Origin of the sequence: Methylocystis sp. IM3 (assembly GCF_038070105.1) — a bacterium.
Lineage (GTDB): Bacteria > Pseudomonadota > Alphaproteobacteria > Rhizobiales > Beijerinckiaceae > Methylocystis.
Map to the genome: position 1 here is coordinate 2,904,179 of NZ_JBBPBZ010000002.1, position 12,005 is coordinate 2,916,183.

The 12,005-nt window shown below is 66.6% G+C and carries 12 protein-coding genes; 6 read left to right on the forward strand and 6 right to left on the reverse strand.

The features are described from left to right. Nucleotides 1-28: 28 nt before the first annotated feature. From WOC76_RS16110 to WOC76_RS16120, 3 genes are all read left to right on the forward strand, one after another. On the forward strand, nt 29-367 hold the full coding sequence (locus tag WOC76_RS16110; protein ID WP_165052984.1) for a P-II family nitrogen regulator: 339 nt from the start codon (nt 29-31) through the stop codon (nt 365-367). A gap of 98 nt (nt 368-465) precedes the next feature. Next, nucleotides 466-1,875: a type I glutamate--ammonia ligase gene (gene glnA / locus WOC76_RS16115; RefSeq protein WP_341108743.1), complete on the forward strand. Its 1,410-nt coding sequence runs from the start codon at nt 466-468 to the stop codon at nt 1,873-1,875. A 203-nt stretch (nt 1,876-2,078) separates the two neighbouring features. Continuing rightward, on the forward strand, nt 2,079-2,396 hold the full coding sequence (locus tag WOC76_RS16120; RefSeq protein WP_341105422.1) for a polyhydroxyalkanoic acid system family protein: 318 nt from the start codon (nt 2,079-2,081) through the stop codon (nt 2,394-2,396). 22 nt (nt 2,397-2,418) lie between these two features. Here WOC76_RS16120 and WOC76_RS16125 read toward each other — a convergent pair whose 3' ends face one another. From WOC76_RS16125 to WOC76_RS16140, 4 genes are all read right to left on the reverse strand, one after another. Next, on the reverse strand, nt 2,419-3,027 hold the full coding sequence (locus tag WOC76_RS16125; protein WP_341431491.1) for a response regulator transcription factor: 609 nt from the start codon (nt 3,025-3,027) through the stop codon (nt 2,419-2,421). Between the two features lie 113 nt (nt 3,028-3,140). Then, on the reverse strand, nt 3,141-4,061 hold the full coding sequence (locus tag WOC76_RS16130; protein ID WP_341105419.1) for a prephenate/arogenate dehydrogenase family protein: 921 nt from the start codon (nt 4,059-4,061) through the stop codon (nt 3,141-3,143). Continuing rightward, nucleotides 4,054-5,166 carry a histidinol-phosphate transaminase gene (hisC, locus tag WOC76_RS16135; protein ID WP_341431492.1) on the reverse strand — a complete coding sequence of 371 codons (1,113 nt, stop codon included), beginning with the start codon at nt 5,164-5,166 and terminating at the stop codon, nt 4,054-4,056. Before hisC ends, WOC76_RS16130 begins: the two co-directional genes overlap by 8 nt. Before the next feature lie 5 nt (nt 5,167-5,171). Next, on the reverse strand, nt 5,172-6,050 hold the full coding sequence (locus tag WOC76_RS16140) for a chorismate mutase (protein ID WP_341105417.1): 879 nt from the start codon (nt 6,048-6,050) through the stop codon (nt 5,172-5,174). A gap of 193 nt (nt 6,051-6,243) precedes the next feature. Here WOC76_RS16140 and WOC76_RS16145 point away from each other — a divergent pair, with 193 nt between their 5' ends. Then, nucleotides 6,244-6,702: a cupin domain-containing protein gene (locus tag WOC76_RS16145; RefSeq protein WP_341389008.1), complete on the forward strand. Its 459-nt coding sequence runs from the start codon at nt 6,244-6,246 to the stop codon at nt 6,700-6,702. 1 nt (nt 6,703) lies between these two features. Here WOC76_RS16145 and WOC76_RS16150 read toward each other — a convergent pair whose 3' ends face one another. Together WOC76_RS16150 and WOC76_RS16155 are read right to left on the reverse strand one after the other, a co-directional pair. Continuing rightward, the gene (locus tag WOC76_RS16150; RefSeq protein ID WP_341105415.1) at nt 6,704-7,012 is read right to left on the reverse strand and encodes a hypothetical protein; all 309 of its coding nucleotides are present in this window, start codon (nt 7,010-7,012) and stop codon (nt 6,704-6,706) included. A 9-nt stretch (nt 7,013-7,021) separates the two neighbouring features. Further along, complete coding sequence (locus WOC76_RS16155; protein WP_341105414.1) at nt 7,022-7,870, reverse strand: ATP-binding protein; 849 nt, start codon at nt 7,868-7,870, stop codon at nt 7,022-7,024. Between the two features lie 125 nt (nt 7,871-7,995). On the opposite strand from WOC76_RS16155, the gene WOC76_RS16160 reads away from it, so the two are divergent. Both WOC76_RS16160 and WOC76_RS16165 read left to right on the forward strand, forming a co-directional pair. After that, nucleotides 7,996-10,977, forward strand: coding sequence for a bifunctional [glutamine synthetase] adenylyltransferase/[glutamine synthetase]-adenylyl-L-tyrosine phosphorylase (locus WOC76_RS16160; RefSeq protein ID WP_341105412.1), 2,982 nt, complete (start codon nt 7,996-7,998; stop codon nt 10,975-10,977). A gap of 85 nt (nt 10,978-11,062) precedes the next feature. Further along, on the forward strand, nt 11,063-11,941 hold the full coding sequence (locus WOC76_RS16165) for a peptidylprolyl isomerase (RefSeq protein ID WP_341105411.1): 879 nt from the start codon (nt 11,063-11,065) through the stop codon (nt 11,939-11,941). The last annotated feature ends 64 nt before the right edge of the window (nt 11,942-12,005 follow it).

Consider the following 12,005-nt stretch of genomic DNA (forward strand, 5'->3'; position numbering starts at 1 on the left):
GAGGGCTCAGGCGCAGCGGGGACAAGCGATGAAAAAGGTCGAGGCGATCATCAAGCCTTTCAAACTCGATGAGGTGAAAGAGGCTTTGCAGGCGGCGGGGCTGCAAGGCATCACCGTCACCGAGGCGAAGGGCTTCGGCCGCCAGAAAGGGCACACCGAGCTCTATCGGGGCGCCGAATATGTCGTCGACTTCCTGCCGAAAGTGAAAATCGAAATCGTTCTCGCGGACGAGGCCGTCGATCGTGCGGTGGAAGCGATCCGCACGGCCGCCCAGACCGGCCGCATCGGGGATGGCAAGATTTTTGTTTCGAACATCGAAGGCGCGATCCGCATCCGCACCGGCGAAACCGGCGTGGACGCAATTTAACCTTCTCGAGCCCCATCATGAGCTTTCTGGAAAGACTGTTTCGCCGCGCCGAGGCGCAGACGCGCACTACCAACGACAAGGAAGAGGCAAGGACCGACATGACAACGGCCAAGGACGTAATCAAGCAGATCAAGGACAACGACGTCAAATACGTCGACTTCCGCTTCACCGACCCGCGCGGCAAGTGGCAGCATGTCACTTTCGACGTTTCGATCGTCGATGAGGACGCCCTGACCGAAGGCATCATGTTCGACGGCTCGTCTATCGCTGGCTGGAAGGCCATCAACGAGTCGGACATGACCCTCCTGCCCGACCTCGAAACCTGCACGATGGACCCCTTCTTCGCGGCCTCGACCATGTCGATCGTCTGCGACGTCGTGGAGCCCGCCACCGGCCAGCCCTACAACCGCGACCCGCGCTCGATCGCCAAGAAGGCGATGGCGCATGTGAAGTCGGTCGGCGTGGGCGACGTGGCCTATTTCGGCCCCGAGGCCGAATTCTTCGTTTTCGACGACGTGCGCTTCTCCGCCGAGCCCTACAACACGGGCTTCCAGCTCGACTCGGTCGAACTGCCGTCGAACTCCGACACCGCCTATGAAGGCGGCAACCTTGGCCACCGCGTCCGCACCAAGGGCGGCTATTTCCCGGTTCCGCCGGTCGACTCGGCCCAGGACATGCGCGGCGAAATGCTCGCGGCCATGGCGGCCATGGGCGTCAAGGTCGAGAAGCACCATCACGAGGTCGCTTCCGCCCAGCACGAGCTCGGCCTGAAGTTCGAGACGCTCGTCACCGTCGCCGACCACCTCCAGATCTACAAATATGCGATCCATCAGGTCGCCCATTCCTACGGCAAGTCGGCGACCTTCATGCCGAAGCCGATCTTCGGCGACAACGGCTCGGGCATGCACGTCCACCAGTCGATCTGGAAGGAAGGCAAGCCGGTTTTCGCGGGCGACAAATACGCCGGCCTCTCCCAGGAGTGCCTGTGGTACATCGGCGGCATCATCAAGCACGCCAAGTCGCTGAACGCCTTCACCAACCCGTCGACCAACTCCTACAAGCGTCTGGTCCCGGGCTATGAGGCGCCGGTGCTGCTCGCCTATTCGTCGCGCAACCGCTCGGCCTCCTGCCGCATTCCGTTCGGCTCGAGCCCGAAGGCCAAGCGCATCGAGGTTCGCTTCCCCGATCCGACGGCGAACCCCTATCTCGCCTTCGCCGCGATGCTGATGGCCGGCCTCGACGGCATCATCAACAAGATCGATCCGGGCGCACCGGCCGACAAGGACCTCTACGATCTGCCGCCAGAGGAGCTGAAGGCGATCCCGACGGTTTGCGGCTCGCTGCGCGAGGCGCTCGAGAGCCTCAAGGCCGACCACGCCTATCTGACGGCCGGCGGCGTCTTCAACGAAGACTTCATCAACTCCTACATCGAGCTCAAGATGCAGGACGTGATGCGCTTCGAAATGACGCCGCATCCGGTCGAGTTCGACATGTACTACTCCTACTGAGCCTTCTCGCTGTCGCGGCGTCGGGCGCCGCGGCAGACCGAAAGGCGCGGGAAATGGGCCCGGAAGCGACGCTTCCGGGCTTTTTTTGCTCAGCGGATGAGAAAAGCGCCTGCGCCCGGGCGCGCGCCGCCCTGCCCGGCATGTCGCTGGCTTTCTTTTGCCGCGGGCCGGGCCTACATCAGGCGCTACGCGGAGAAACGCCGATGCAGAACACGATCACTGTCACCGTGCCGCATGATCTCGGGATCGAGACGGCGAAGAAACGCCTGGCCGAGCGGCTGGAAATGCTCCAGCGCGACTATGTGGACAAGATCGCCCATTCGGAAGTGACGTGGTCCGGCGACGTGGCGACAATAAGGGTCAGCGCGCTTGGCCAGCAGGCCTCCGCGCAGATGAACGTGCTCCCCGACATGGTGCGGATCGAGGTGCAGCTTCCCTGGCTTCTCGCCGCCATCGCCGGAAGGGTCAAGGAGTTCGTCTCCCGCAACGCCAGCGACGTGCTCAAGATCGGAAAATCCTGAAAGCTGCGCTCGCGGCGCAGCTTTATTCGGCGTTCAGTTGCGCCAGGGAGGACCCCACGTCGAGCCAGATTCGCACGAGGTCCGGCAAGGTGCGGGCGCCGAGCTTGCTCATTGCATTGGAGCGGTGAATCTCCACCGTGCGCGGCTTGATCCCCAGTTGCGACGCGACCTCTCGATTGGCGCAGCCATGCATGACGGCGTCCACGACGTCCCGCTCCCGCGTGCTGAGCGATTCGAAGCGCGCGAGCAGCTCCCTTTTTTTGCGGCCGCGCTCGAACCAGGCGCGGCTCTCGTCGAGCGCGGCGCGCACGGCGGCGTCCAGCTTTTCGGGCTCGATCGGTTTTTGCAGGAAATCGGCCGCGCCCTCCTTCATCGCCCTGACAGCTAGAGCGACATTGGCGCGCGACGACAGCGCGATGATCGGCAGGGAACGACGAATCGCCCGAAGCTCCCGCATGGCCGTCGGATCCGACGGCTGAACATCGATGAGGACGCAGCCGGGAGGCTCCAGATCGGCCTCGGCGAGGAAGGCCGCGACATCCGGATAGGGCCTGATTTCATAAGTATGGCCGGAAAGCAGCGTGGCGATCGCGTCCCGCTCGCCCTGCCCGGCGATGAGGTAGACAATCATCTCTTGTGACCTTGAGGGTAGCCGTTAATGTCAACCTTGTATCATATGCTCGCGCTTGAGTTGAAGAGGCAAAATGTCTCAGCCTTGACGGTTAATAAATCACTCTTCCAGAATTAATCGGATTTCGGCCGCCCAAAGTCCGGCGCCGCCGTATCCTGGCCCTGCTCGATGATGGAGCGGCGGATGGCGCGAGTGCGGGTGAAGAAGGCGAAGAGTCCGTCCCCGTCGCCGCGACGGATCATGCGCTGGAGCGCGCTCAGATCCTCGTTGAAGCGGCCGAGCATTTCCAGCACCGCTTCGCGGTTGTTGAGAAAGATGTCGCGCCACATGATCGGGTCGGAGGCGGCGATGCGCGTGAAGTCGCGAAAGCCGGAGGCGGAGAATTTGATCACCTCCGAGCGCGTCTGCTCGCCGAAATCATCCGCCGTGCCAACGATATTATAGGCGATGAGATGGGGCAGATGACTGGTGAGGGCCAGCACCTTGTCGTGATGCTCGGCGCTCATGGTCTCGACCCTGGCCCCGATTCGCGTCCAGAAATCGGCCAACCGGCTCACCGCCCGCGCGTCCGCGCCGTCCGGCGGCGTGAGAATGCACCAGCGATTCTGAAAGAGCGACGCGAAGCCCGCGTCGGGTCCGGAGAATTCTGTTCCCGCAAGGGGATGGGCCGGGATGAACTGCACGCCCGGCGGCACATGGGGGGCGACTTGCGCCACGACGGCGCTCTTGACCGAGCCCACATCCGAGAGAATGGCGCCGGGCGCGAGATGCGGCGCCAGCGTCGCCGCGACCGCGGCGCAGGCGCCGACCGGCGTGCAGATGACGACGAGGTCGGCGCCCTCGAGCGCCCGCGAAACATCGCCGCTCGCCTCGTCGGCGATCCCGAGTTCCCGCACGCGGGCCATGACCGAGGCCGAGGCGTCGACAATGGCGACCTCACGGGCCACGCCATAGTCCCGCGCCGCGCGCGCAATCGAGGAGCCGATGAGGCCGGCGCCGACGAGGGCGACCCGCGAAAAGACCGGCTCAGCCATGGGCCGCCGCTTTCGCCTCCGCCATGAAGTCGCCCAGCGCGGCGACGACGCGCCTGTTGGCCTCATCGACGCCGATCGTCAGGCGCAGAAAATCGGGCATCCCATAGGCGCCGATCCCCCGCAGCACGAGACCGCGCGAGGTAAGAAAACGATCCGCCTCCGCCGCCGTTCGGCCGGGCCGGTCGGGAAAGCGGATCGCGATGAAATTGGCGACGCTCGGCAGAACCTCGAGACCGAGGCCCGAAATCTCCTGCGTGAGCCAGGGCAGCCATTTCTCATTGTGGGCGATGGCCGCCCGAAGATGGGCGTCATCCCGCACGGCGGCGATTCCGGCGGCGCTGGCGGCGGTCGAGACATTGAAGGGCGAGCGGATGCGGTCCAGGGCCTCGATGACGTGACGCGGCCCGTAACCCCAGCCGAGCCGCAGGCCGGCGAGGCCGTAAATCTTGGAAAAGGTGCGCGTCACGACGACATTGTCGAACTGATCGACGAGCGCGATCCCCGCGTCGTAATCCGGGCGGGTCACATATTCGGCGTAGGCCGCATCGAGTACGAGCAGAACGTGAGGGGGGAGGTTCGTGGCGAGCCGCGCCACTTCGCTCGCCGGCAGATAGCTCCCGGTCGGATTATTGGGGTTGGCGAGGAAGACGATCTTCGTCCGCTCGGTCACCCGTTCGAGAAGGGCGTCGACGTCGGCGGTGAAGTTCTTCTCCGGCGCGACGACGGGAACGCCGCCCGCGGCGAGCGTCACGATCTTGTATTCGAGAAAGCCGTATTGGCTGTAGAGCCCCTCGTCGCCAGGCCCGATATAGGCGAGCGCGAGCAGCTCCAGAATATTGTCCGAACCGGCGCCCATGATGATGCGCGCCGGGTCGAGCCCATATTGCGCGGCGATGGCCTCGCGCAAGACGCGGGACGAGCCCTCGGGATAGAGGGCGATCTGATGGGCCATGTCGCGTAGCGCCTGCACGGCGGCGGGCGAGGGTCCGAGCGGCGTCTCATTGGCCGAAAGCTTGAAGACAGGCCCCGCGCCGGGCGCGGCGCTCTTGCCGGGCACATAGGCGTCGATCTCCAGCACGGTGGGGCGGGGGATGGGACGCGACATTTTGCTTAGCTCCTTGGCGCGAAGACGCCGCTGCGCGCCTCATTAAGTTCGTAACGGCCGGCATGGCTGCCGATGGGTTCGACGACGGCGTCGGCGACGCCGGCGGCGGAGAGCTCCTGCGCGAAGCGCGCGGCCTCGACCCGGCCGGGGGCCGCGACCATCAGCGACAGGCCGCCCGCATGGGGCGCGCTCGCGAGGATTTCGCCCTCAAGCGCCGACACCACCGCCGGGATGGAATGCGACCAGCGCGGCACGTTGAGCGCATGGAGCAAAATATCGCACGAGGCGGCGTCGGCCGCCGGGCGCGCCACGATGAAGACCGGCAGGCCGGCGGGATGGTCGGGCCGCTCGACGAAAGGCAGGCGCGCGATGATCTTGGGCGCGTCCGCGCCGATGAGCCGCATCCACCAGGCGCCGTCGGCGAGGCCGCCCGAGGCGCGCAACATGCCGAGATCGCCCGTCGAGGCCGCGACCGCGTCGATCACAGGGCCCGCGCCGTGATGCGGCACATAGGGGACCGTGAAGCCGAAGTGAAAGCGCGCGCTGTCGCGCATCTGCGCGTCGCCGCCGGAATCATCCGCGTGCACCGCGTAATTCGCCTGCACATAGGTGAAGGTCGAGACGATGACGCGCCACACGCCCTCGACTGCATCGACCGGAAGAAGGCCGCGATGGCGCTCGACCAGCGCGCGCATCATCTGCGCCTCGCGATCCGGCCGGAAGGCGCAACCGCCGCCCTGGGCGCGCTTCACCGCGATCAGGCGGTCGATGATCTCGCCGCGCGCCATGAGCAGCCCGTGCATTTCGAGATCGATGCGGTCGATCTCGGCGCGCAATTCGGCAAGCGTGTCGGCGGCGGGTTTCGGCTGGGGCGTATCGCGCATGGCGTTTCTCTTAGGCCAGCGGAAGGCGCGCGTGAAGGGGGCGCCCGCGCCTCCAATCCGCAAGCGAATCCTCCTCTCGGCCAGGTCGTGGCCACGCTCCAGGCTCGGCACAGTGACAAGGTCGCTTGCCGCAGGCGGCGGCCGGGCTAGTCTTCCGCAAGAATCGACCGCGAGAGTCAATAAAGGAAACGCCATGCTCGCAAGACCCGCCGCCAGCCTCGCCTTGCTCGCCCTTTTTACCGCGACCGCCGCCCGCGCGGACGGCGTCGATCTCAAGGGCTTTCATGCGACCGTGAAAGCTGAACTCGCTGACCTCGGCCATCTCTCGGAACTCAATGGCAAATACCGCCTGCGCGTCACGGAGGTGACGATGGAGCCCGGCGGCTACATGCACGCCCATCACCATCTCGGCCCCGGCCTGCGCTGCATCCAATCGGGCGAGATGAAATATGAGATCGGCGGCAAGACGACGATCTACAAGCCGGGCGACTGCTTCACCGAGACAGGGGCGACGACCCACGAGTCGAGAAATGTCGGGGCGGGGCCGGTCGTGCTTTTGAATTTCGAGCTGCTGCCCGCCAATATGCCGGAGGGCAAGGGGTCGATCATCCCGGCTCCCCCCGCCGACGACCACGCCCACCCCGATCACTGACCTATTCGCGGGCGATCGCCGGCGGATCGACGCCATTCCACCGGCAGACGAGGCCGTCGCGGCGGGCCTCCAGCATCGACGCGAATGCGACGACGCCGTTCGGAATTTCCGCCGACGCCCGGCGCACGTCGCCGGGCGTAAATCGCACCCGCCCGTTCGCGGCCGCGTTGCAGGCGGCGACGAGATCGTGGCCGGCGCCGCGTTCGATCAGCGTCGCCGTCTCGTCCTCGCCCGCCGGCCAGAAGAACCACAGCAGAAGAAGGAGCGCCGCAGCGCCCGCCGCCAGAAAAAGGACTCCGCGCCGGCTCATCGCACGCGCCTACAGGGACTTGCCCAGCCGCCCGGCGAGATCGGTCACGAACTGCCAGGCGACGCGGCCCGAACGCGCGCCGCGGGTCATGGCCCATTCCAGCGCCTGCGCCCGGATTTCGGCTTGCGGCGCGTCGAGGCCGTAATGGCGCGCATAGCCGAAGACCATGGCGAGATACTCGTCCTGACTGCAAGTGTGGAAGCCGATCCACAGGCCGAAACGGTCCGAGAGCGAGACCTTTTCCTCCACCGCCTCCTTGCCATGGATGGCGCCCGCCGCTTCATTCTCCACCATGTCGCGCGGCATCAGGTGGCGGCGGTTGGAGGTGGCGTAGAACAGCACATTGCCGGGGCGCCCCTCGACGCCGCCCTCGAGCGCGGTTTTCAGCGCCTTGTAGCTCGTCTCCGGCCCGTCGAAGGAGAGGTCGTCGCAAAAGACGATGAAGCGGAACGGCGCCGGCGCCAGGGCGCCGAGGAGACCGGGCAGCGCCTCTATGTCCTCGCGGTGGATTTCGACGAGCTTCAGGCGCCCCTGCGCGGCGAGCGCGCCATGCACGGCCTTGACCAGCGAGGACTTTCCCATGCCCCGCGCGCCCCACAGCAGCGCATTGTTGGCGGGAAGGCCCCGCGCGAAGCGCTCCGTGTTGGCGAAGAGAATGTCACGCTGGAGATTTATGCCCTCGAGCAGGGAGAGATCGACGCGGTTGACCTTCTCGACCGCGTGGAAGACCGACCCCGCCGCGCGCCAGACGAAGGCCTCGGCCGCGGCGAAATCCGGCGGCGGCGGCGCGGACGGCGCGAGGCGCTCCAGGGCGTCAGCGATGCGGGAAAGGTTGGCGGCGATATCGGGCGTCGTCATGGGGCTTGCGCGTTCCCTGGCCATCGGGGCTGATTTACCGGCATAGCCGGATTATACGGGGAGGCAAAGGCCGCAGCGGACGGCCCAAGCCGAGCGGCCGCAAGGTCGATGAGAGGACAGGACTTTTGACGCCAGACGCCAACGCCCTCATCCAGCGAGCCAAAGTCATCATCGCGCCCGCCGACGCCGGCAAGGCCCAGCAGGCGCTCGACCGCGTTCTGGAGAAGGACACGGGCGCGCTCGCGGCTTTCCTTGCCGAAAACCCGAAAGCGCGCGAGCTGATCTTCGGCGCCCTCGGCTCCTCGCCCTATCTCACCGACCTCGCGGCGCGCGACCCGGCGCGGCTCGCCTCTGCGCTCGGCGCCGATCCGCAAAGCCGCGTCGCGGCGCTGATCGACGAGGCCAGCGCCATCGAGACCGACGACGAAGCGGACCTCATGCGTCGGCTGCGCCTCGTCAAGCAGGAGGCCGCGCTCGTCATCGCGCTCGCCGATCTCTCCAAAGCCTGGGAGACGCTCCAGGCGACGGAGGCGCTGACCCGCGTCGCCGACGCTACGCTTTCCGCCGCCATCCGTTTCACGCTGCGGCAAGCCCAGCACGCGGGGAAGCTGGAGCTCGCCGACCAACGCGACCCCGAGCGCGGGTCGGGCTGGATTTTCCTCGGCATGGGCAAGGGCGGCGCCTATGAGCTCAATTACTCCTCCGACATCGATCTCATCGTCTTCTTCGACCGCGCCCGCGCCCGCGTCGCCGATCCGCTCGAGGACGTCGATCTCTTCGTGAAGCTCACGAAGCGCATCGTGAAGATCATGAGCGACCGGACGAGCGACGGCTATGTGTTTCGCACCGATCTGCGGCTGCGGCCCGATCCCGGCGCCACGCCCATCGCCATCCCGCTCGAGGCTGCGCTCTCCTATTACGAAAGCATGGGCCAGAACTGGGAGCGCGCCGCCTATATCAAGGCGCGCCCCGTCGCGGGCGACCTTTACGCCGGCGAGCAATTCCTGGAGGAGCTGTCGCCCTTCGTCTGGCGCAAATATTTCGACTTCGCGGCGATCGCCGACGTTCACTCGATCAAGCGGCAGATCCACGCCCACAAGGGCCACGGCAAGATCGCCGTCATCGGCCACAACATCAAATTGGGGCGCGGCGGCATTCGCGAGATCGAATTCTTCGTGCAGACGCAGCAGCTCATCACCGGCGGCCGCGACAGGCGCCTGCGCGGCCGCGCGACGCTCGCCATGCTCGATCAGCTCGTCGAAAGCGGCTGGGTGGAGCCGCAGGCCCGCGACGATCTGCGCGAGGCCTATCTGTTCCTGCGCGACGTCGAGCACCGCATCCAGATGGTCGCCGACGAGCAGAGGCATACGCTCCCAGAGACGCGGGAAGGCGTCGAAACCATCGCCCGCATGATGGGCTTTGACGGTTTCGACGCGTTCTCGGACGCCCTGCTCAGGCGTCTCGACGTGGTGCAGGGCCATTACGCCCGCCTTTTCGAGAGCGCGCCGCAGCTTTCCTCCACGGGCGGCAATCTCGTCTTCACTGGCGACGACGACGATCCGGGCACGATCGAGACGCTGGCGCGCATGGGCTACAAGGACCCGAGGATGGTCACGGCGACCATTCGCGGCTGGCACTTCGGACGCTACGCCGCGACGCGCTCGACGGTCGCGCGCGAGCGCCTCACCGAACTGACGCCCCTGCTGCTCGAAGCCCTCGCCGCGACCGAGAACGCCGACCAGGCTTTCCTCGCCTTCGACAAGCTCATTCAGAAATTGCCCGCCGGCGTGCAGCTTTTCTCGCTTCTCGTCTCGCAGCCGCGGCTGCTCAATCTCATCGCCGCGATCACCGGCGCGGCGCCGAAGCTCTCGGCCACCATCTCGCGGCGCCCGCATGTGCTCGACGCGCTGATGGAGCCCGCCTTCTTCCATCATGCGCCGAGCGCGGAGGAGCTGCGCGCGCGGCTCGAGGCGCAATTTGCGGAAGCCCGCTCTTATGAGGACGCGCTCGATAGCGCCCGCATCTTCGGGCAGGAGCAGAAATTCCTCGTCGGCGTGCGCGTGCTGACGGGCTCGATCTCGGTGGCGGAGGCCGGCGCGGCCTATTCGCGCCTCGCCGAGACGCTCATTTCGGCCTTGTTCGAGGTGGTGTCCACGGAGTTCGAAAAGGCCCATGGCCGCATCGCGGGCGCGGCGGCCGTCGTCGTCGCCATGGGCAAGCTCGGCGGGCGCGAAATGACCGCGGCCTCCGATCTCGACCTCATGCTCCTCTACGAGGCCGATCCGCTCGCCGAATCCGTGGGTGGCGAGCGTGCGCTCTACGCGCCGCAATATTACGCCCGGCTCACGCAGCGGCTCATCACCGCGCTCTCCGCGCCGACTGCCGAGGGCCTTCTCTACGAGACTGATTTCCGCCTGCGGCCCTCGGGCAACAAGGGCCCCATCGCCGTGAGCCTCTCCTCCTTCGTCAGCTATCAGGCGGAAGAAGCCTGGACCTGGGAGCACATGGCCCTGACCCGCGCGCGGGTGATCGCGGGACCGGCGGCTTTCGCGGAGCGCGTCGAGGGGGCGATCCGCGCGGCGATGATCCTGCCGCGCAGCCCCGAGAAGCTGAAGACCGACACGCTCGCCATGCGCCGGCTTCTGGAAAAGGAAAAGGGCTCGACCAACCCCTGGGAGGTCAAGCAGGTCGCGGGCGGGCTGATCGACGTCGAGTTTCTCGCCCAATATCTGATGCTGCTGCATGGCCCGGAGCGCCCCGAGGTCTTCTCGACGACGACGCCGGACGCCCTCGTGAAGCTGCGCGACGCCGGCCAGCTCGATTCCGGCGCCGCCGAGGCGCTGCTCGCCGCCTATCGTCTGTATCAGGGGCTTTTGCAACTGCTGCGCCTCGCCATCGACGGCGCCTTCCGCCCGGCGGACGCGCCGCGCGGGCTGGCGGAGCTGTTGCTGAGGGTCGGCGACTCGCCCGATCTCTCGCATCTCGAGGCGCTCCTGACCGAGACGGAGAAGAAGACCCGCGACATCTTCGTCGCCGTCGTCGGTCCCGTGAAGGGCGCGGACATGTCGGGTGGCAGGGAGTTGTCAGAGGCCGGGCCGCAGGCATAGATACGCCCGGTTCGTCACGCAGGACCCCCTTGCGCCGGCTGGCGGCGATTTTTCGAGGCGAACCGCCTCTTACTCGGAGCATCTCATGTCAATAGCCCGCAAGAATGCGCGTTCCCTGACCCGCGCCGCGCTGGGGACGCTCGGCCTCGTCGCCCTGATGGCGGCCGCCCCCGCGCAGGCGAAGGTTCTCGCCAAGGTGAACGGCGTCGAGATTACCGACGACGACCTCAAGATCGCCATAGAGGATCTCGGGCCCGGCATTCCCCACCAGCTCCAGGGCAAGGCGCGCGACAGCTATGTGCTCGACTTTCTGATCGACGAGCAGCTCGTCGTGCAGAAGGCGCAGGCCGACAAGCTCGCCGAGACGCCCGACTTCGCCAAGAAGATGGCCTATCTGCGCGACAAGGCGCTGATGGAGACGCTGCTCGGCAATGTCGCCAAGGAGGCCGCGACCGACGCCGCCATCAAGGCGACCTATGACGAAGCGGCCAAGAACCAGAAGCCCGAGACCGAATATCACGCCCATCACATCCTCGTGCCCACCGAGGAGGAGGCGAAGAAGGCGCTGGCGCGCCTCAAGAGCGGCGAGGATTTCGCCAAGGTCGCCGGCGAAATGTCGAAGGACCCCGGCTCCAAGGGCGGCGATCTCGGCTGGTTCACCAAGGACCGCATGGTGCCGGAATTCGGCGAGGCCGCCGCCAAGCTGAAGCCCGGCGAGCTCTCCGAGCCGGTGAAGTCGCAGTTCGGCTGGCACATCATCAAGCTCGACGAGACCCGCCCGAAGACCTTCCCGCCGCTCGACCAGATCAAGGATCAGGTCGCGCGCTATGTCGTGCAGAAGGCGCAGAGCGATCTCGTCGTGAAGCTGCGCGACGGCGCCAAGATCGAGCGCGCTGACCAGCCCGCCGACGGCGACAAGGCCGCCCCGGCCGCCCCGGCCGCGAAGCCCGCGGAGAAGAAGTAAGCCGGTAGACCACGCTCGAAAGCGAAGCAATCCAGCGCCGCCCCATGGCTCCTGGGTTGCTTCC